The sequence below is a fragment of the Ruminococcus albus AD2013 genome (assembly GCF_000526775.1).
Taxonomy (GTDB): domain Bacteria; phylum Bacillota; class Clostridia; order Oscillospirales; family Ruminococcaceae; genus Hominimerdicola; species Hominimerdicola alba_A.
In genome coordinates this window covers 1,234,671-1,256,762 of record NZ_JAGS01000001.1, presented here as the reverse complement: position 1 = coordinate 1,256,762, position 22,092 = coordinate 1,234,671, and the positions used below count along the sequence as shown (strand labels likewise).

14 protein-coding genes, 1 tRNA gene and 1 pseudogene are annotated in these 22,092 nt (G+C 43.5%); 5 read left to right on the top strand and 11 right to left on the bottom strand.

The window, feature by feature from the left end; translation table 11 throughout:
• Positions 1-228: 228 nt before the first annotated feature.
• Entirely contained in the window at positions 229-1,977 is a 1,749-nt protein-coding gene (locus N773_RS0105625; protein WP_024856877.1) for a leucine-rich repeat protein, read from the bottom strand.
• A gap of 468 nt (positions 1,978-2,445) precedes the next feature.
• On the opposite strand from N773_RS0105625, the gene N773_RS21775 reads away from it, so the two are divergent.
• Both N773_RS21775 and N773_RS21770 read left to right on the top strand, forming a co-directional pair.
• Positions 2,446-3,501: a GNAT family N-acetyltransferase gene (locus tag N773_RS21775; RefSeq protein WP_024856876.1), complete on the top strand. Its 1,056-nt coding sequence runs from the start codon at positions 2,446-2,448 to the stop codon at positions 3,499-3,501.
• A gap of 280 nt (positions 3,502-3,781) precedes the next feature.
• Positions 3,782-5,806, top strand: coding sequence for a BspA family leucine-rich repeat surface protein (locus N773_RS21770; protein WP_024856875.1), 2,025 nt, complete (start codon positions 3,782-3,784; stop codon positions 5,804-5,806).
• 737 nt (positions 5,807-6,543) lie between these two features.
• Here N773_RS21770 and N773_RS0105605 read toward each other — a convergent pair.
• From N773_RS0105605 to N773_RS0105570, 9 genes and pseudogenes are all read right to left on the bottom strand, one after another.
• A complete protein-coding gene (locus tag N773_RS0105605) occupies positions 6,544-7,083 on the bottom strand; it encodes a hypothetical protein (protein WP_024856873.1) in 540 nt (179 codons plus the stop codon).
• Positions 7,073-8,581: an IS66 family transposase gene (tnpC, locus tag N773_RS0105600; protein ID WP_024856872.1), complete on the bottom strand. Its 1,509-nt coding sequence runs from the start codon at positions 8,579-8,581 to the stop codon at positions 7,073-7,075. The genes N773_RS0105605 and tnpC overlap by 11 nt, the downstream gene beginning before the upstream one ends.
• A 92-nt stretch (positions 8,582-8,673) precedes the next feature.
• Positions 8,674-8,838, bottom strand: a pseudogene (tnpB, locus tag N773_RS23465) (IS66 family insertion sequence element accessory protein TnpB); the annotation flags it as partial.
• Positions 8,839-8,973: 135 nt separating this feature from the next.
• Positions 8,974-10,014 carry a tyrosine-type recombinase/integrase gene (locus N773_RS0105595; RefSeq protein ID WP_024855854.1) on the bottom strand — a complete coding sequence of 347 codons (1,041 nt, stop codon included), beginning with the start codon at positions 10,012-10,014 and terminating at the stop codon, positions 8,974-8,976.
• Positions 10,011-10,979: a tyrosine-type recombinase/integrase gene (locus tag N773_RS0105590; protein ID WP_024856871.1), complete on the bottom strand. Its 969-nt coding sequence runs from the start codon at positions 10,977-10,979 to the stop codon at positions 10,011-10,013. Before N773_RS0105590 ends, N773_RS0105595 begins: the two co-directional genes overlap by 4 nt.
• The gene (locus N773_RS0105585) at positions 10,976-12,913 is read right to left on the bottom strand and encodes a tyrosine-type recombinase/integrase (RefSeq protein WP_024855856.1); all 1,938 of its coding nucleotides are present in this window, start codon (positions 12,911-12,913) and stop codon (positions 10,976-10,978) included. Before N773_RS0105585 ends, N773_RS0105590 begins: the two co-directional genes overlap by 4 nt.
• Before the next feature lie 96 nt (positions 12,914-13,009).
• The gene (gene tnpB, locus N773_RS0105580; protein ID WP_024856870.1) at positions 13,010-13,231 is read right to left on the bottom strand and encodes an IS66 family insertion sequence element accessory protein TnpB; all 222 of its coding nucleotides are present in this window, start codon (positions 13,229-13,231) and stop codon (positions 13,010-13,012) included.
• Complete coding sequence (gene tnpA / locus N773_RS0105575) at positions 13,225-13,542, bottom strand: IS66 family insertion sequence element accessory protein TnpA (protein WP_024856869.1); 318 nt, start codon at positions 13,540-13,542, stop codon at positions 13,225-13,227. The genes tnpB (N773_RS0105580) and tnpA overlap by 7 nt, the downstream gene beginning before the upstream one ends.
• A 277-nt stretch (positions 13,543-13,819) precedes the next feature.
• A tRNA-Ser gene (locus N773_RS0105570) sits at positions 13,820-13,912 on the bottom strand.
• Between the two features lie 260 nt (positions 13,913-14,172).
• On the opposite strand from N773_RS0105570, the gene N773_RS0105565 reads away from it, so the two are divergent.
• A complete protein-coding gene (locus N773_RS0105565) occupies positions 14,173-15,276 on the top strand; it encodes a metallophosphoesterase (protein WP_431602476.1) in 1,104 nt (367 codons plus the stop codon).
• Between the two features lie 53 nt (positions 15,277-15,329).
• On the opposite strand, the gene N773_RS0105560 is transcribed toward N773_RS0105565, so the two are convergent.
• Entirely contained in the window at positions 15,330-17,672 is a 2,343-nt protein-coding gene (locus tag N773_RS0105560) for an ATP-dependent helicase (protein ID WP_024856867.1), read from the bottom strand.
• Positions 17,673-18,149: 477 nt separating this feature from the next.
• Between N773_RS0105560 and N773_RS0105555 the strand changes: the two genes are divergently transcribed.
• Together N773_RS0105555 and N773_RS0105550 are read left to right on the top strand one after the other, a co-directional pair.
• The gene (locus tag N773_RS0105555; protein WP_080678380.1) at positions 18,150-20,003 is read left to right on the top strand and encodes a ribonuclease J; all 1,854 of its coding nucleotides are present in this window, start codon (positions 18,150-18,152) and stop codon (positions 20,001-20,003) included.
• A 52-nt stretch (positions 20,004-20,055) separates the two neighbouring features.
• Positions 20,056-22,074 carry a DHH family phosphoesterase gene (locus tag N773_RS0105550; protein ID WP_024856865.1) on the top strand — a complete coding sequence of 673 codons (2,019 nt, stop codon included), beginning with the start codon at positions 20,056-20,058 and terminating at the stop codon, positions 22,072-22,074.
• Positions 22,075-22,092 lie beyond the last annotated feature (18 nt).

Below are 22,092 nucleotides of genomic sequence, written 5' to 3'. Positions count from 1 at the left end.
TCACTTCGATAGTATTTGACATCTATATTATATCACTTTAATGTCAACTAATATTGGAAAGAGCTGGTTATACGCTTACCGGTGATCCATACAAGATAGCTAAATTGGATCTTACAAAAATGATTATGGAAAGGTTGTAGACAATTTTAAAGACACTTACTAAACGTAAAAATCTCCTATGGAACAATGATCCATAGGAGATTTTTCTATCAGAAGAAATACGTGTATTTATTCTGTCAGTAGTTTTTTGCCTTTGATGTGAGCTGCAATTTTTGTTATGTCAGTAACATTTATCTTGCCGTCATTATTAACGTTGGCAAATTTCTGAGCATAATAATCAAGAAGCTTTTTGCCTTTGATATGTGCTGCCACCTTAGTTATGTCAGTGACGTTTATTACACTATCTGTATTTACATCTCCAATCATAAGCGGCTTAAACACACGTGAATCGGTGTCTTCATTAAGTATATAGGAATAAGTGTTGATATATGCATATTTATTTGAATATGCTTCTGCCGTACTGCCTTTATAGCCTAAAATATACTTGAAATCAAGTGCGTATGCCATAGCATATATATTTACATATTCTATCTGTTCGATTTCACAGTCCTTTGAGTATATGATAACCGTTGATTTTTCTTTATGATTGACTAGACCCGAAAATGCTCCATCACCTATAAATTTAACATTTTCAGGGATAACTACTTTAGTCAAACCTTTACAGCCTTTAAATGCTTTTGCACCTATATATTTTAAACCATTAGGGAAGTTTACCGTTTTTATTCCGGAATTTTCAAATGCACTTGGGTAGATAGCTTCGAGGCTTTCGGGAAGAAGTATTTTTTCCTTTTTTTGTCCCGCAAAAGCATTTGAATCTATGTATTTCAGTGTAGAGGGGAGCTTGAATTCGGCAGTTACGGGTATCCCGGGAGAATCAGCTATACCGAGGGTACCTTCTCGAATGTCTATATAAGATGGGTTATTGCCATTGATTTTATAAAGCCAGTTTCCAAGATAAAGTGCCTTTTCAGCTGATGAGTCAAATTGCTTTTCAAACGGTGTATTCTTGAATGCTCCGTTTCCCAGTCTTTCAAGAGAATCAGGAATAACTACTTGTTCTGATATCGAACATCCATCAAAAGCATTATGAGATAATGTACGGAGACCATCATTCAAAGTAACACCTTGCAATCTCTTGTTTCCACTAAAAGCAAAGGCGCCGATTCCTTTTACGTTTCCGGGAATATCAATATCTAATGCCTTTACAGTATCATTAATATTATCGCTAAATGCATCGCTGAATGCATAGCTGTCTATATATAAATCGTTTTCGGTTGGCAGTTCCAGACTCTTGAGTTTCATCTCTGCTTCATTAAAAGCGCCATAATTGATGTATCTGAGAGTATCCGGAAAAACTATTTTTTCAATGTTTTTAAGTCTGTAAACAAGGCTGTAATTAACAGTCAACTTTTTAAATGCTTCTGTACCTATTCCGACACATCCATCTGGGATGACGAGTTCAGAGATGTCTTCGCCTTTTTTTGAATAATCAACTACCCAATCTTCGACCATTACTAATTCATTAGCATTTTCTTTTATCTGTTCGTTGTATAGTTCAGTGCCGACAAATGCGTTTCTGCCTATAAATTCAAGACTATCAGGGAGTTCTACTTCTTTAAGATTTGTGCAGCCAAAAAAAGCGTTATGGCAAAGTGATGTTATGCCCTCACCGATAACAACTTTTTCAATAAACGTATCTCCTTTAAAAGGTGAATCGTAATTTCCTGAAGCATCAGTGTTTAAAAGTTTTCCATGTCCAGTTATAGTTACTGTTGCCGTATCATAGTCAATGACATAACTTGCGTTATTTCCCCACTGTTTTTCTTCTGAAATATACGCATAGGTCGTTATGTTCATTAAATTTGTGCTTAGCATCAATGCTGAAATTATTCCTGAAATCGTTTTTTTGAATTTCATTAGATCACCTCCTACTATAAATTATAACACAAAGTCAAATCGAAAACAAGACTATATTTTAACAAAACAATCATCGAATATTTGCGTATATTAAGGCGCACAAACTAACTGTTATTGATTTTGCACCAATACTATGGTATACTGATAATGCAAATTTAGAAGGGGGATAGCAGTTAAGCGATATTTATCTCAAATTACCTGCTAAATATCGTAAGACTTGCTGTAAACCACTCTCGTAGCCCTCATACATTATTATATATACTTTAAAAACGACGAAAATGAGATTTGGATTTATCAAATCGATAAGAAATCTTATCTAAGAGATTATCTTTTTATCATCAAAAATCAAGGTGTTCATTGTTTGGTGGAGTCCTTATTTATATAGCGAGGAAAAAATATACAAACAAGCAGTAAGTGCTGTTTAGGGATAACACAGATCTTTCGGAAATTAACCAGGAGGAATGAAATATGGATGCAATTGCAGAGATTCGTGCGCTAGCCGAAGAATATGCGATGTGCGGCGGGAATGAACGCAGTGACGGCACAAAGTTTGAACTGTTTGCGCCGCCTGCTACAGTAGAACAGGTACGTGCTTTCGAGCAGGAGATGCATATTACGCTGCCGAATGATTTTGTACGCTATCTCACTGAACTTGGTAACGGCGGTATCGGTCCGGATTACGGTATCTGGTCGCTGGATAAAATGCGTGAGAATAATCCGTATGCGCCTAAAAGCGGCGATTTGCCGCCGATGATCGGCGGTGGGCTTTCCGAGAAAGCATGGAAGGCATTTGCTCATGAGGCAGAAGCAGCGGAAGATGAAGAAACGTTTGAGCAGCGACTAGTCGCTGGAGGAATTTTCATTAGTACACCGGGTTGCACAATGGATACACTGCTGATGTGTAAAGGTGCGGCGGCAGGCGGTGTTGTAACCATTGATTTTGACTTTCTTTCTTATTATGATAAACCCATGGAGCGCAGTTTCTCTTTTGCAGACTGGATGATCGAAGGATTGCATGATAAGATCGCATATCGTAAAAATGGTATATATATCAATCAGGTCACGAGGTATAATGAAAACGGTCTCGGCATGGCAGGCGAGAAGCTGACAGATCTTCTGATAGAGCTGCGTATTGCACAGCTGATCGAAGAAGGCGATGCAGATGCAGCTGTCCTGGCACCGGAGATACGCGCTTTCTATGAGCGTGCATTCGGGAACGGAACATTCCGTATGTGGATTGCGATTAGTGGTAGGAATGTTATCGGTACAGTCGGGCTGACACTAACCGAAAAGCCGCCCTATTCTGCTAATCCGACCGGTAAGATTGGAGTGCTTTCGAGTATGTATGTTGCACCTGAATTCCGGCGACGCGGAATTGCAAAGTGCTTGCTAGGGTATGTCATGCGCTGGGCAAGGCGAAATGGAATAGGTACGATTCATATCACTGCCTCGGAACAAGGTATGAAGCTTTACGAGTCGTGCGGATTCACACACAATGAAAGGTTTATGAAGTATGATCCATAAGTACTTCTTGTAAAACCTATATATGAGAACCAAGCTAAACTCCTAGTGCTTTATTATTTTCATATAATATCATTGTCAATACCCATTTGGATTATTTCGCACATATTTTTTATATGCTGTCAAAAATACACATTAATATACTTTTCTAATATGGATAAATAACAAACGATTAAGAGAGTATGTCAAATTTATTGACAATAGTATTTCTGCATGTTATAATAATTCTGTATTTTATTGATATATTATCATATTCAACATAATTGAACGGGAGGGCATATTTATGAAGATGAAAAAAGTTTTAGCAGTAGTGATGGCATTTTGTATGACAGCGGGTGCGGTCAGCTATGGTGCGCCTGTTATAACACAGAGCATAACTGCACAGGCGGCTGATCTTGAGACAGATTGTTATTATTTTGATGAAGCGACAGGCGCGCTAACGCTAAGAGGAACGGTAGAACGTTATACATTAAGAGATTTTAGCAGTAATTATAAGGATACAGTCAAATCGGTGGTCGCTGAAAAGGATACAATTCTTCCCGAAGATAGCAGCGAGCTGTTTTATAATTATACCAATTGTGTTTCTATCGATCTTTCATGTGCAGATACAAGCAGTGTCAAAGATATGAGATTTATGTTCTTGGGGTGTTCCGTCATGACCGAACTTGATCTGAGTGGATTTGATACCAGTAATGTAACTGATATGCGTGGGATGTTTGGTGGCTGTACAAGTCTGACATCACTGGATGTAAGTTCGTTTGATACGGGCAAAGTAACAGATATGATAGATATGTTCTTTTCGTGTAGTAAATTGACCACGCTTGATGTAAGTAGATTTGATACAAGCAATGTTAAAAGTATGCATTGGATGTTCGGAAAATGTTCTGGTTTGACCTCGATCGATGTTAGTGGATTTGATACAAACAAGGTATCAGATATGAGAACTATGTTTTACGACTGTTCCGGTCTGACAACACTTGATCTGAGCAGTTTTGACACAAGCAACGTTACACGTATAGGCAATATGTTCGAGCTATGTTCAGGCTTGAAAGAACTCACTCTCGGCGAGAAATTTTCCGGCATACCAAAAGGTGCCGAACTCCCCAACGGCGACGGCTGGGTCAATGCCAATGCTCCCACAACTGTCATCAGCGGTGACGGAGAATATGCAGTTATCACCAACAACGGCAAGAACACCTACAAGCGCTGTACTGCCAACACGCCAACATACCCCACCAACATCAAGGTAGAATACAGCAAGGAATATCACCAGGTAAGATTTACATGGGACAAAGTCGAAGGTGCTGACAGATACGGCATTGCTGTATACCTGGCAGGAAAGTGGAGAGTACAGGCACAGAATATTACCGGAACTGTTTACACTTCTCCTAAAAATCTCACACCCGGTAAGACCTACAAGGTAGCAATCGCTGCAAAAGTTAACGGAAAATGGGATACTGCTAATGCTATCAAAAATGCTGTGACTGTTACCGTAAAAGGCAATTCCTATGTCAAGCCTGACATAGAGCTCAAATATAGTTGGGACTTGTATGTTATAGCCGATGAGATCACTATGTATCTCGGACCCGATACAAGCTACGGTAAAGTTACTACGATCCCTAGAAAAACTGTCCTTGATGAACTCGGCATTATGAATGATAATGACAACTGGGCATTTACAAAGTATAACGGACAGTATGGCTGGGTACAAATGGTTAATGAAAAAGGTATAATGGAGGTTCAAATTTGGGGTCCCGTGGCTGCCAAGCCTGTTATCTACCTCTATCCCGAAAAGGAGACAGATGTTCATGTTGAGGTTGAGCTGACCGAAGCTGAACTTTACACTACCTATCCTAAGTACAACAACGGCTGGGATGTAGTAGCTAAGCCTGACGGTTCACTTGTTAACAAGGTTGACGGCACTCATCACAGATATCTGTTCTGGGACGCTGTAAACTGTCGTACAGAATTTGATCTCTCCAAAGGATTCTGTGTAGCAGGCAGTGATACCGAGAGCTTCCTCAAAGAAAAACTCAGCTATATGGGTCTTACCGAAGATGAGATGAATGAGTTTATCGTATATTGGCTGCCTAAAATGGAGCATAACAAGTATAATCTAATTTCTTTCCAGAGTGATAAATATACAGATTCCGCAAAGCTGAACATCACACCCACACCCGACAGTATGCTGCGCATATTCATGACCTATGTACCTCTTGAAGAGGCTGTGGAAATCGATCCGCAGGAGCTCTCCACATTTGAAAGAAGCGGCTTCACAGTCGTTGAATGGGGCGGTTCCGAATTATAAAATAAGAGTGTTAACTTGATACATTTAGATAAATTATATGATGAGACCGATTGTAAAAGCAGTCGGTCTCATCTTCTGTAACTGGTTATCTCTTGAAGCGTTAAGTCTGTATTTCTCAAATATCGTATTATTAATACTTTTATACCTTACAAACATATTTGGGTATTAGGTTTTTATCAAAAATAAAACAACAGGGGAGTGCTAAGATGATTATTCCACGTCCCGGAAAACACCAATCCGCAAAAATGAAAACGGCAAATGGGATACAACTAACGCTATCAAAAAATGCTGTAATTGTTACCGCTCATAGATCTCCCGCAAAAGTCTGTATGGGGGGAGATAAATTAGCAGATATACAGAAAATGATATTGATTATGATTAGCCTTTATTATTGTTTATCCAACTGCTTCACGGGTTGGACAAATGTTCGGACGAGGAGTGATGATAGGTTATTTACATATAAAGTAAGGGAAATGCTATAGTCGTCATATATTTACCTCCTGTCTAATCTACTTCAATGAACTTTATTGACCAATTTGGAATGTCCAATTTACTTCATGGTGTTCCTTGGAGTTTATTATACTTTATTAGACATTGGTGAGCTAGGTGCGGAGAGTTTCCCTTCAAAAAAATCTTTTATTTTTCAGAAAACGCTCCAAAAAAGAGTTCGAATGTAAGCGTATAACCCCCCGCATCATAAAAGCAAACAGCCGGGCAGATAACACCCGGCTGTAACATCATATTCTGGCTTTGATTTCTCCATTTCTCTTTGCGTCCATGTATATTTCTTTGAAATCAGCTTTGCTGTTAGGACCGAATATGATCGGAATAACAGATACAAGTCCATCGGAAATGATCGCATTTTTAAATGGCAGAAGCGTTGCATCAAGCAAAGTTGGCATCGGTGCATTTGTCAGCATTTCCTCCCAACTGCTGACAATGCCGTTTACAAGAAAAACAGAATTGTCATCGATCGAAATAAATACCGATCCCTTTTTCAAATGTCGCTCAATGATAAATCTGCCGGTGATGCACCCTTTCCAGCTTTTAAGTATCTCCATGTGTTCTTCGGGCAGATCCGATCGCTCAAGATAATCATCAATGATCCATGTCCGTTCCCATAAAAAGTGGGCAACCTCCACAGCATCCTGTGGGTCGATCATTCCTTGCCCGAAATAATCTTCCTCAGGAAGTATATGATATTCTTTGTTCACATAGTCAAGCAGTGGAAAAAACAGTTCATAAAACAGCTTTGCATCTTCATTACTAAGTTTCATTTTCTTCCCTCCATGGTAATAATATCGTTTCTGCAGGCTGTGAAAACAGCTCGGTCAGGTATTTCTCCGCATCAAGACCATTAGCTTGCGCAGTTGAAATTATCGAATACAGCGCCGCGCTCGCTTTCGCTCCGTTGGCTGTGTTGCTGAATAGCCAGTTGCGTCTGCCGACAGCAAACGGTCTTATCGCATTCTCAGCCCTGTTGTTGTCAATAGGAACATCTCCGTTTTCGAGAAATGTATACAGATACTTCCGTTCATTCAGCGCATATCTTACTGCATCTGTCAGCTTGCCCTTACCGCTGACCTGAACATTTTCAAGCCACGCAAAAAACTCGTCAAGCAAAGGCTTTATCTTTGCAAGGCGCTGTTCATATCTGTATTCTGTGGAGCTGTCGGCAAGCAGATTTTCTTCGTGATATATCTTGTTGAAATATTCTACTGCCTTTGCCGCAACAGAAGTGTTGTGCAGCTTTTGGTTGTTCGGAAGAGCCTGAATAAAACCACGCCTTGCATGAGTCATACAACCGCATCTTTTCGCGCCCTCTACCGCATTGTAGGCATCATATCCGTCACAGACCAGATATCCGATAAAGCCTTTAAGGAAATTCGAGGGATGCTCGCCTTTCCTTGTGGGCTGATAATCGAAAATGATGATGTTGCGGTCGTTCATCTTGCCGTTGCAGTACACCCACATCCTCGATACCGATGTGGCTTTTCTGCCTTCCTCGTGAAGAACTTGCACTGTTGTCTCATCAGCGTGGATGATCTGTCCTGCGATAAGCATTTCATGCATTTTCTCGACGACCGGCAGACACCATTTTTCAGCGGCAGCACCTACCCAATTAGACATAGTCGCTTTTAGCAAAGATATCCTCTTTGAATTAAAGTCTTTTTCTTGACGGTGCAGCGGAACAGCTTTGCCGTATTTCTCATAGACGATATGCGCCAGAAGCTCGGGCGAGCAATAGCTTCCCGGGATCATAGCGTGAGGGTACGGCGCACGGATGATATGACAAGGTTCGTCTCTTTCTTCGGGCTTTTCTCCGCACTCGGGACACTTGAATTTATGTACGATATGTCTGCGGATATAGAATTTGGCGGGTGAATATACAAGCTCATTATAAGCCTTTTCATCACCGATCTCCACCATTTTCGCGCCGCATATCTCACAGACGGGATCTTTGATCTCATGATGTTCCTCTTTAACAGGAAGACTGCTCATCCAGTCATCATAAGTTCGCTTTTTCTTGCGCTTGTGTTCGGGAACAGTTATTGTTCCATGCTCTTTATATACAGACTTTTCTTCTTTCCCGAACATCGATAGCTGAACACCGAATTCTTTCTCCATGACAACAGCTGTCTGCTCCGTTTTTCTTCCGAATATCTGCTTTCTGAACCATTCCAACTGCTGGTTGGCGAGGGCTAGTTCTTCCTTGAGAACAGCGTTTTCATTACGGAGCGATACTATTTCCGATGTCATATTCTGTTCGGACATAAAGCACCCCTCCATTCGTGATGATACATTCATGATACCACGAAAGAAGGGGCTTTTCAAGCACATATTCTGAATATTCGGTAAGTATTGCCTTAATACAGCGCGCCCGGTTTTCCTTCACGGATAGCTTTGGGCTGCTCTATTTTCAAACCTTCTAAAAGCCAGCGAATTTGCTGAGATGTGAGCTTTACAGCTTCGGTCTCACTGCGCGGCCACTGAAATCTTCCGTTGTCAAGTCGTTTGTACAACAGCAGAAAACCGTCGCCTTCTTATCCGAATATTCGGATAAGAGGGCTTATCCGCAGGTTTTTGTTATCCGAACATTTTTATGGAACAAGGCTTGATGCTGATGATCAAGCCTTGTTCCTTCAAAAAAATATGCGGATAAAAATTTACCTCAAGCCGCAAAGCCGTGCAAATTCATCCTCGTCATCGGGCCATTCTGGTACCTCATTGCCAGAAGATATTACAGGGTTCCCTATTTCCATGGCCTTGCGTTTTTGTTCCAAAGATGGAAATGCGTAATGGTCCTTCGTGGTCTGGATGCTCGAATGCCCCATTGCCACAGCAATCGTCTCTATTGCCACTCCATCACGATAAAGGTATGTTCCCCGTGTTCTTCGAAGCATATGTGGATAAACTGGATTGGGCAGGTCTGGATGATCCTTTCGGACAATGTCCGCATATTTTTTCACTATGCGCTCCACATTCCTTTCCGACATAGAATGTATCTCACCATGGGACACTGTGTAGATAAATGGGACGGAAGACCCAGCTGACTCCCCATCATGGTATTCTGCCATGTACGCTTCAATGAGAGACACTACATTTTCAGAAATAGGGACTGTTCGTTCCTTGTTGCCCTTACCCTTAATTAGAATATAGGGTGCAGCAACCTTCAGATTAACATCTTTCAACCGGATATTTATGAGTTCGTCCGCGCGTATCATCGTGTCAAACAGAACGGAAAGCATCATCGTGTCCCTGCATCCCGTCCTTGTATTGGGCGGAGCATCTAAAAAAGCTTTGAGCGTTGAACGTTCCTCGATTATGGGTCGCATCTTCTTTTCCACGCGCAAAAATGGAACATCGGTAATGCTCAAATATACCTGCTGGAGAGAAACATCGCGTGATGAAGCGTACCGGACATATGACTTTATTGCCGCAAGCCTGTTGTTGACTGTGCTTCTGGTGTGTTTCTTGTAGTCGAGCAACCAGTTCCGGTAGTCAAGGAGAAAGTCAAAAGTGCAATCCTCAAAAAGGAATCGTTTCATGGATATCCCTTTTTCGTCCGAGACATACCTCCTGAAAATGCTAAGTCCGTCCCTATATGTTTTTACCGTTTTCAGGCTTGGACTGTCCTGGGGTATATAGGTTTCAAGGAAGTCCAACGTCATGGAAAAGAAGAGCTTCTTTTTAACCGTATTATTCATCTGACCCTCACCTCCGGAAAAATCTCATACGCGAGGCTGTCTTTTTCCCGTATAATACGGAACGTCTCTTTGACCTGGTGGTAATAATAGAAGGTCTCATTGGACGATTTGTGTCCCAACGCTCTGCTGAGGTAAGGCAGCATGACATTCAGGTCGATTCCCTCGGATATCCATGCATTCATGCGCATAACAACATAAGTGTGACGCAGTGAGTGGATTGTCGGGGGCTTTGCGCAACTCGGCGCATATACGGTTTCTTTCCAAAATTGCCTAAAGCGTATGGAAAGTGCACCACTGGAAAAATGCCTGGCGGGATCAAAGGACGGGAAAACCCACTCAGTGTCCATTAGGCGTAGATTGTCACTGGTGTATTTTCTCATGACTTTCGTAAGATCCCCAGACATGAAAACCACCCTGTCCTTATGACCCTTTGCATTATAAATGGTAATGGAACCGTTCTTCCAGTTGATGTCATCAAGCCGGAGGCACACCGCCTCGCTTCTGCGCAGACCCGTTGCAAGAATCAGTCGAAAAATCACCCTGTAACCATACGCCATCCTTGTCACTTCCGTGGATTGCTTTTTGGGAACATACCCGTCAATCACACGGAAGAGATCAGCAACCTCTTCTGGTGACAGAACGTGGACAACAGGGCGGCTGTAACGTATAACATCTATAGGAACATATGAAATCTTGCCGAGGCCATTCATGTACAGAGTCAGCTGCCGTATCACAGATATCCGCCCAGCCTGGGATGACTTTCCCTCTGTCGGAAGCAGTCGCGTCCATCCTTCAAGAGATTCCATTGTCACGTCATCCGAATCCCCATTGGTCTCCAGCCAATACTTGTCAAAGCGTGCGAGTATATATGCCTCGTTGTCATACTTGAAGCCAAGTGCCCTTTTTTGATCCAGTAACCCTTGTATGTATGGGGCCAGGACGCTCTTGAAAGCGATATTCATCATAACGCATCGCTCCCTTCCATTTCAAGGCGAAGATCCGCAAGGGAGAGCGGACATGCCGCCATGCGTTCATCGTCAAGGGAAAGGTAATGCTTCAGGCTTTCCGTGTCCCTGTGCCCGATTACATCTGCTATGCTTTCGGGACGAACTCCGTTTCTAAGCCTGTTTGTCGAAAATGTTTTTCGGGTGACGTGAAAACCTGATCCCCTTACATCGCGGTCAGGCAAAGCTCGCTTTAACGCACTGTAGCATATGTTTCGGCTCATGCCGCTAAACGGAGCCTTGAAATCAACGAATACATTTCTGCATACCGCCATTCTTGGACGTGCCATCTTCAGGTATCTGAAGATGGCATTGCCTACCGCCACTGGCATCGGTACCCATACATCAGCATCTGTCTTGTTCTGCCTGTACAGAATGGAACGGTTTTCCCAATCAATGTTCTCCAGCTTCAGGTTTGCAATATCGCTGCTGCGCATTCCCATTTCAAGTCCGAGCATTATGACTGCACTGTCGCGGATCTCAAGATCCGTATATGCATTGCCAACAAAAGTTTTGATCTCCTCGATCTCACTGGAAGTGAGTACTACCACAACGGTCTCCACTGGTGCCGCCGAGCAGCCAAGAGCCATATACAGCGATGGGTTTGCGTTGAGACCTTTACGATACAGGTACTTAAGGAACCGCTTCACCCGGTTGTTGCATGCATTTTTGCCCTCTGGGGTTCCATGGTGGTCTGCAAGGTTGAAATCAGCAAGATGACTTCCGTTAACATCGCCATACGATGACAGGCCCTCACCGATTATAAACCGGCAAAATCTGAGTATGGAGTAAATATCGTTTTTAACGGTGTTCTCATCCAGTTTCATCTTGCGGCGGCTCTCGGCAAAGTCAAGCAGTGGTGTCAAGCACCATTCTGGAATGTTATTTATGCCGTTGATTCCCCTCGGCAACTTCTTCTCGAAATGGACTGACCCGGATGTAACATAATCGGAAAACATGAACAGTATGTGCCGCGCTGTATTCCACGAACAGCCTTTGAACAGACGTTTTTTTACGCAGTCCGAATGAAGCCAAATGTCTGCCATGTCTGGGTCATACCACAGATTGTGGTAATCAAGGAACAGGTATAGCTGAAGAATTGCCCTTTTAGATGCTTCTGTATATTTCTGGACATAGCCTGCCTCTTGATGGAGTCTGATAAGTTCCAGGCCCTCAGACAAAAACCTTTCAGGCGACAACCGGACTTGTCCCTCAGAGCTATTCTTTATAAGCCTGGATTGTTCATCAGGTGGAAAATCGTCCAGGTTGACGGAACATTCCGTCTCCAATGCATATATTCTCAGATATAGACCGTAAGGAACCTTTCCCGATTCGGCCAGGAATTGCAGGAACTGGTGCAAAGTTGACTCTTCAATAACTCGGGAAATCCTTTTCAAGTGCGCAAGCTCCTCATGGTATGAATCTATGTCACCGTAGGTTATCTCAGATGGATCCATCCTTCCCTTGGATTGCATACACTTCAAGAACAATGAGCACCTTCGTTTGACATTTGCTATTTGCGATTCTGTAAAAACATTTTCGCGAGAACGCAGGAATCTTGTGATGTGGTTTTCAAAGTTGCTGTTAAGCGATAGCTTGGAGTAACTCTTCCTGGGTGATGCCTGGGCATTGATGATGCATCCGTGGATATATGCATCATCAAGTTTTGAAATGCAAGCCGCATTTTCTATACGGCTTTTAGGGAGCCATGCAGGCACCGGTAATGTGGATAACAGAGCTTTTCCGTATTCTGGTGAATAGGTTATATCCTTAGCCGCAAGATCGTCAGCCAGCAGAGTGTAAAACCGTTCATGATTTTTAACTGTGGATTGCGCATACCCCCTTTCTTTCAGAAAGTTTAAAACAATAGTAACATTTTTGCGATATTCGTTCATTGTGTATCACCTCCTGAGATAATGATACACCCAAATATTGTTATCCGAACATTTTTTTTCGGAATTTATCTTAAACAGCAGGAACACGCCTTATCTCTAATAAATGTTCGGATAACAAAAACCTGCGGATAAGCCTTCCCAAAGAAGACCTTTGATGCGGTCACAGCGTCTTCCGCAGAACAAAAACAGAGCCTTTGAGAACGGATCAAGATTCAACTGCGCCTGGATGATCGTCGCAAGGCCGTCAATACCACGCCGAAGGTCGGTGTATCCTGTCACAAGATAGACCTGTGCGTCCGCTGCCAGATCATTCAGCATAGCTCATGCACCAAAGCGGTCAGAGTATCCGCAGATATATCTGCCGGAAGAGATATTTGAAGTCCGTTTTTCTCGATGCGGATATTTTCGTTTGAACAAGGAACTGATACAGGAACGATGGTCGAAGAATTCTCGATATACTGTTCACGGACTTTTCTTAAGCGGTTGTAATATGTGTTAGGCTTGATCCCATTTTCTGCGCACCATTCCCGGATCGTCAGACCGCTTGCCTGCTGCGCTTTGATCTGCGCAGACCATTCCTGAAGCTGCATTTCTTTTTTGATTGTTGTGATGGATGTTGTTTTGTCCATACCTGTTACCTCCTTGTCTAATCGACTCCAATGAACTCCACGGATCAATTTGGATTATTCAATTTACTTCATGGTGTTCCTTGGAGTTTATTATACTTCATTAGACTTCGGTGGGGTAGGTGCTGGGGGTTATACGCTTACGTTCGAATCCTGTCCAAAGGCATTTTATACCAAAAATCATCTTCGGTTTTCATATAAAAAATTTCTGTTTCAGGGCAACAAAAAAACGCGTAAATACGCGCTCTTAAGTGAAATCATCTTTTTTGACTTCATAGGTTGGCGGAGAAGGAGGGATTCGAACCCTCGATGAGCTATTAACCCATACACGAGTTCCAGTCGTGCGCCATAAACCGGGCTAGGCGACTTCTCCATCGGTTTTTGTTCTCTGTGTTTCTCACAGCTTAATTATTATAGCATATCAAGATGCATTTGTCAAGTACTTTTTCAAAAAAATTTCTGCTTTTTTGATATTATTTTTTAAATCAAGGTCCGTGTGTTTTTAAAAACCTCTGAAATGCTGAAATTTCGGGTTATATAATGTTTTTTTATGAGCAGGGAAGTTTGACAAATTTCGTGTGATGCTGTATAATTAATAAAAATTTGCTATTGAATGTGCGAAAAAATACGGAGGTGTATCGTTTGCTCTGGGTGATTCTGTTTGCTGCGGCGGGTATCGGTGCTTTGCTGGCGTTGATATATCTTGTGACAAGGTTTCACAAATTCGGTTTTATGCAGAAGCTTTCCGAAAATCGAAAATGGCTATCATGGGGGCTGTCAGCTTTGCCTGTTGCCGGACTTGGGATTGTTACTGTAATTAATTTGTATATTGGTATCATCATAATTCTGCACCTTGCGCTCATCTGGGCGTTGTGTGATCTTGTGACTTTCATTCACCGCAAGCGCAGACATAGCTGGTCTTCACGATATGTGACGGGTGTCGCGGCAATTATGATAACGGCAGTCTATCTGGGAGCAGGCTGGTTTTTTGCCCATCATGTATTTGAAACGGACTACCGACTTAAAACAAAAAAGCAGTTAGAAAATTCGCCGCTTCGTGTTGCTATGTTTGCCGATTCTCATCTGGGCGTCACTCTTGATGGTGAAGAATTCGCTGAACAGATGAAGCGGGTAGATGAACAATCTCCCGATGTTGTTATAATCGCAGGTGACTTTGTTGACGATGACAGCAAGCGTTCGGATATGGTACTTGCTTGCAGTGCATTGGGGGAAATTGATACTAAATACGGCGTGATATATGTAGACGGCAATCACGACAAGGGATACGGCAACGGCAGGGATTTCACCATAGACGATCTTTATACCGAGCTTGAAAAGAATGGTGTCAAGATACTTCGTGACGAAGTTTTTGAAGCAGGTAACGTAAATTTCATAGGCAGGAAAGATCATCACGATGAGGATAGGTTATCTGCAAAGCAGCTTATGGAACAGGCCGATGAAGAAAAGTACACTATTATAATAGATCATCAGCCCAGAGATTATTATGCTGAAGCTGCCGCAGGTGCTGACCTTGTGCTTTCGGGGCACACCCATGGCGGGCACATTTTCCCCTCGGGATTTGTGGGGCTGGCTATGGGTTTCAATGATAGGGTCTACGGCAAGGAAGTACGTGGTGATACTACATTTATCGTTACATCTGGTATTTCAGGCTGGGCTATACCTTTTAAAACAGGGTGTATCTCGGAGTATGTTATCATTGATATCTATGACAGGTAAAGTATTATATCTTGATAGAAACCAGCCCGCGGGTTATTATCCGCGGGCTGTGATCATATCTTTTTAGGTTTTGCAAAATTAGCGAATATCTTTTTGGTGCCGACCTTCTCAAAGGCTATCTCCAGCATGGTATCGCCTGCCATTGGTGTAACACCGACTATCGTGCCTTCGCCGAACTTTTTGTGAAGGACTCTCTCTCCTACGCTGTAAGTCTCGGCGGGTTCACTTGATTTAGCTTTTGCCGAGTTATACATCGCCATCTGTCTGCCAAGGGAGATATTATCCGAAGGGCGTCCCATTGGCTTAGTGTCAAGCTTAGGTACTTGCTTGTCGATGTTCTCAGCGGGAAGTTCTTTGATGAACTGAGATTCGCGGTTGTACTGGGTACTGCCGTAGATCATACGCTCACCTGCGTATACAAGATGGAGCTGTTCCTTGGCACGGGTTATTGCCACATAGGCAAGGCGGCGTTCCTCTTCAAGTTCAGATTCGGAATCTCTGCTTCGGCTTGACGGAAATACGTTGTCCTCCATGCCTGCCACAAATACAACAGGAAACTCCAATCCCTTTGCGGCGTGCATTGTCATCAGTGCTACATAATCGCCTGTTTCGTCAAGGGTGTCTATATCGGTATAGAGTGCGACTTCTTCAAGGAAACCGTCAAGAGAAGGGTCTTCCGCATCTTCTTCGTATTTTGCCATTGTGGATTTAAGCTCGGCAATATTTTCAAGACGCATCTCACCCTCAACGCCCTGTTGTTTCATCAGTGCGCCGTAACCTGTTTTTTCAACGACTGCATCAAGCAGGTCGGGCAGCGTCACCGCTTCGGAAAGTTCGGTCAGATCATCTATCATGAATGCAAATTCTGTCAGTGCTTTGGATTTTTTTGCTAGCGGAACATATTCGGTAGAATGTTCCATTACGTAGATAGGATCTTCACCCAGGTCGGAGGATACCTGCAAAACTGTCCGTACAGTCGCATCGCCCATTCCGCGCTTGGGTTCGTTGATGATCCTCTGGAGCCTGAAAGTATCGGCGTGATTTGCGATGATTCCCAGATATGCAAGGATATCCTTTATCTCTTTGCGCTCATAGAATTTCAGTCCGCCGAAGATCTTATAAGGTATGCTTGCCTTTATCATTGCCTGTTCAAGGGCGTTTGACTGGGCATTCATTCGATATAGGACGGCGTGGTCGCCCCAGCGTCTACCGTTATCGTTGTTTTCTGTTATCGTCCTTGCGATATAGGAAGCTTCGTCACGCTCGTTCATAGACTTATGTACAATGACTTTTTCTCCGTCGCCGCAGTCTGTCCAGAGATTTTTGCCCTTTCTGCCAACATTATTGCTGATGAGCTTGTTGGCGCAGGTAAGTATATTCTGGGTGGAACGGTAGTTCTGTTCAAGCTTGATAACATCATCTGCTGTACAGCCGAATTCTTCCTCGAAATTCAGGATATTTTCGATAGTCGCACCGCGGAAACGGTAGATACTCTGGTCATCATCACCTACAACGCATATATTCCCGAACTTTTGTGAAAGCAGAGAGACCAGCCTGAACTGAACACGGTTGGTATCCTGATATTCGTCTACCATTATATATTTATACAAATTCTGGTAATGGTCGAGTACATCGGGGCAATTTTCAAACAACGTCACAGTATGGCAGATTATGTCATCGAAATCCATGGCATTGTTGGCAAGAAGTTCCTGCTGATACTTTTTGTATACCTTAGCCACCGAGCTTTTGAAATAGTCACCAACAGCATCTTTTGAAAATTCCTCGGGAGTAATCATTGAGTCCTTTGCGTGAGATATCTCGCTCATGATAGTTTTCACGGGGAACATTTTTTCATCTATATCAAGTGATCTCATAGCGGCTTTTATAACGCGCTTTGAGTCGTCTGTATCGTATATGGCAAAGCTTGAAGTGAAGCCGATATTCGCACACTCACGCCTTAGAATACGTACACAAGCCGAATGGAAAGTTGCGGCAACTATGCCCCTGCCTTCCTCGCCGAGTATTTTTTCGATACGCTCTTTGAGTTCGCCTGCCGCTTTGTTGGTGAAAGTTATTGCCAGGATATTCCAGGGACGAACCTGCCTTGTGCCTATTATTGCGGCGAGACGTTTGCCGTCATCTGTCCTTCCCTCGGCATAATCCTGAATAAATGCGGATTCTTCTTCGGTGAATATCTGCCCTGTGGTGTTGTAAGCGTCACCGAAATGTATCATATTGGCTATCCTGTTGATAAGCACAGTAGTCTTTCCGCTGCCTGCACCAGCAAGTATCAGCAGAGGTCCGTTCACGCGGAACACAGCTTTCTGCTGCATGGGGTTCATTCGGCTGAAAAATCTTTCAAGTGCCTGTTTTTTCAATATATCAATATCTTTCATTTGTATACCTCCGTTATCTCAGACATATATTATAACACATCGGCAGGATTTTGAAAAGGGGGCAAATGAAAATTTTTGGAGCCTGAGTTTTTGAGTACATTTATTTACCCTTATGCAGACTTTAGAGAATATGCACTTGACATTCGGTCAAAAATAGAGTAAAATATAATAAGATATTTTTGTTCGGATACAATCCCGCCTGAAACATGGCGGACTCTGTCGGCGGTTTCGTCTAAACAGTCATCTATCAAGGGGATATCCATTCATCCCAAAACTGCCGCTCATGTCCTTATATAAAATGGGACTGCACTTATTCTAACGGAAAAATCAAATATCGGGCGGGATACGTTTTCCCGCGGGAAAGGAGCTTTTTGCGCTCCTGAAGCAAACGACAGATATTCATTATCGGGCATTAATATTTTCTTGTGCTGGTGTGAAAATATATGTCGTTTACTATGGTGCGCATTTTTGCAGATCATGAATAATAACAATTCTAACAACGGAAAAAGAAAGCCATCAAAACGTTACGTACAAGGTAATGGAAAACTGAGAGGTGTGCCGATAAAACGCGGTGCAGAAAATAAACAGAGCGCAGAACCTTCTCAGGCTAAGCTTCGTCCCAACGGCAGGGGACAGCGCGGCAATAACAACAAACAGCAGGAACAGCGCCGTACTCCCGTTAAGATCATTCCTCTGGGCGGTCTCAACGAGATAGGCAAGAACTTTACTGTCATCGAATGTTCAAACGATATGTTTATCATCGACTGCGGCCTTGCATTCCCTGACAGTGAGATGCTTGGTGTTGATATCGTTATACCTGATTTTTCCTATGTTGAGAAGAACATAGAAAAGCTTCGCGGCGTAGTTATCACTCACGGACACGAAGATCACATCGGCGGACTTCCTTATTTCCTGAAAAAATTCCCCAATACTCCTGTTTACGGCACAAGGCTGACTATCGGACTTATCGAAGGCAAGCTTCGTGAGCACGCTCTTCTGGACAGTGTAAAGCTGAATACAGTGACACCGCGTCAGACCATCAGAATGGGCTGTATGGCAGTTGAATTCATCAGAGTGAACCATTCTATACCCGATTCTGTGGGAATGGCTATCCATACACCTGCAGGTGTTCTGATCCACACAGGTGACTTCAAGGTAGACTATACTCCAATCGAGGGCGGTATAATCGATCTGCCCAGATTTGCGGAACTCGGAAATAAGGGTGTTCTTGCACTGATGTCAGATTCCACCAACTCTGAGCGTCCGGGCTATACTGCCAGTGAACGCAAGGTCGGGGATAATCTGGAAATGCTGTTTGCAAAGGGCGAGGGCAAGCGTATAATCATTGCGACCTTCGCATCGAATATCCACAGAGTTCAGCAGATAATCAACAACGCTGTAAATACAGGCCGTAAAGTTGCTGTATCGGGCAGAAGTATGGTGAATGTCATAAGTGTTGGCATCGAGCTTGGCTATCTTAAAGTGCCCGATGGCGTGCTTATCGATATCGATATGATAGGCAGATATCTGCCCGAGCAGATAGTTCTCGTTACAACAGGCAGTCAGGGCGAGCCTATGTCTGCACTTTCAAGAATGTCCATGAACGAGCACCGAAAAGTCAGCATAACTCCCCAGGATTTCATAATAATCTCGGCTAACCCCATACCCGGCAACGAAAAGCTGGTCACCAGGGTCGTCAACGATCTTATGAAGCTGGGTGCTGAGGTAGTATACGAAAAGATGTACGAAGTACACGTTTCGGGACACGCTTGTCAGGAAGAGCAGAAGCTTATGCTCTCTATAACAAAACCCAAGTTCTTCATACCAGTACACGGCGAGTTCAAGCACCTGATGAAGCACAAGCAGACGGCTATGAGCGTGGGCATACCCGAGGAGAATATCATTATCGCCGGTATCGGTGATGTTATCGAGACTGACGGTGTTGATATGAATATCACGAGTGAAGTTCCTGCGGGCAGAGTTCTTGTTGACGGTCTGGGTGTTGGCGACGTTGGTGCTATCGTGCTGAGAGACAGAAAGCATCTGGCTGAGGACGGTCTTATAATCGCTGTTGCCACAATAGACAGGACAGTTGGCGAGATACTTGCAGGTCCCGATCTTGTTTCGAGAGGCTTTGTCTATGTTCGTGAGAGCGAAGAGCTGATGAATGAAGCGAAAGAGCTTCTCACCGAAACCTTGCAGAACTGTCTTGACAGCAATATGCATGAATGGAATGCCATTAAGGGCAGGATGAAAGACAATCTTTCTGATTTCATTTTCACAAAGACGAAGAGAAGTCCTATGATACTGCCTATAATCATGGAGATATAGATACTGTCAATTGTCGAACAAATAAAGGATCAAGCAAAGGAGTTGACTGGCAGTGAAAAAGAACAAAAGCTTTCTCATGCTGTTGTCCGCGACGATGGGTGTCATCTCGCTGACATCGCTGATAGGAGCTTTTATGCTGCGCTCGACTGAGGAAAAAAAAGGAGCGGGAAGCGTACTGATACTGATATGCGTAGTGAGCATATTGCTGCTACTGCTGGAAGCTTTCATTTTCAGAAATCAGACTGCAAAATATACCACAAAGCTCGCATCACAGCTGATAAGAACTCAGCGTGATTCGATGCTGCATTTCCCAGCGCCCTGCGTTATACTCGACAGCGATGAAACTATCATGTGGTACAATAGATTGTTCGAGAAGCAGGTATATTCCGAGGATTCATACGGAGATCATCTGGAAAATATCATGAATATCGACCTTGAACGCGCCTTTGAAGAGGACGGCTGTCAGATATGTGTGAACAAAAGGTACTATATAGCCAAGGCTGTGCGCACCGATCTGAAAAACGGTCTTTCTATGGTGTATTTCAAGGATATCACAGATTATACTGAACTGAGATACGATGCTTATCAGTCTCACAACAGCGTGATAATAATTGTTATAGATAACTATGATGCTATGATGTCGGATATCAGGGATACTGAAAAGGCTCACGTTGCGGTTGAGATAGAAAAGCTTATGGAAAGTTTTCTTGAGGGAACGAATGCCATTGCAAAAAAGATATCAGACGACAGGTTCTATGTTTTCATGGAGGAGAGATATCTTTCAAGAAAGATAGAGAACAGGTTCAGGATACTTGAGGAAGCAAGGCAGATACGCATTGGCGGAAAGTCCAATGTTACGCTTTCTATAGGTGTCGGCAGAGAAGGCAAGGGTCTTGACGAGTGTGAAAAGCTGGCTAAACAGGCGCTGGAGCTTTGTCAGGGCCGAGGCGGAGATCAGGCGGCTTATCGTGATAACGGCGAGTTCAGGTTCTTTGGCGGCGTTTCAACAGGCGCTGATAATAATAACAGAGTCAAGATCAGGGTGTTTGCCGAGACTCTCCTGGAGATAATAAGACCCGGCAGTATCGAGAGCATAGGCAATTACAGAGCTGACGGGGATGCGGGACAGGGCTTCCGCAGAGTGCTGATAATGGGTCACAGGTTCGGTGACCTTGACAGCGTGGGCTCGGCAACGGGTCTGTGCTGTGCGCTTAGAAAGCTGGTCAGTGAGTGCTATGTTGTTGTCGATAAGGAGAAGAATCTCGCACGTTCACTGATTGATTATATCGACGATAATGAGGATCTTCCTTACTATATAACACCTCAGCAGGGTCTTGACAGACTTGACAGCGATACCCTTGTGATAGTGGTGGATACTCACAATCCAGAGCTTGTCGAATCAAGGGAAATGATAGAACGTGCTAAGAACATTGTCGTGATAGATCATCACAGACGTATGGTCAACGGCATCGAACCGCTGATAGCTCAGTGTCTTGAACCCGGTGCATCCTCGGCGGCAGAACTTGTCACAGAGATAATCGAGCTGTGGGGCGACAGGACAACTATCAATGCTTATGCAGCAGAAGCTCTGCTTTCGGGCATAATGCTTGATACTAAGTATTTTGTAATGAAAACGGGCGTCACAACCTTTGAGACGGCTGCTTTCCTTAAAAAGATGGGAGCGGATACCATTGCTGTAAAGCAGATGTTCGCAAATTCCATCGAAACTTATCATGAAAAATCCAAGGTCATCAATTCGGCGGAGATATACCGCGGATGTGCTATCGCACGGGCTGACGGCAGCTTTGCAAACGTCAGGGTCGCAGCCTCTCAGGCGGCGGATGAAATGCTGGGAATAACTGGAGTATTTGCTTCATTTGTTATGTACAAGCAGGGTGATTTTGTTAATATCTCGGCCAGAAGTATGGGCAAGTTCAATGTCCAGGTGATAATGGAAGCACTGGGCGGCGGCGGTCATCTAACAATGGCGGCGGCTCAGTTAAAGACCGATATAGAGTCTGCTGACAGGCAGCTTCGTGAGGTCATTGATGATTTCATCAAAAATATGTAAACCAGAAAGGTGTGTTTG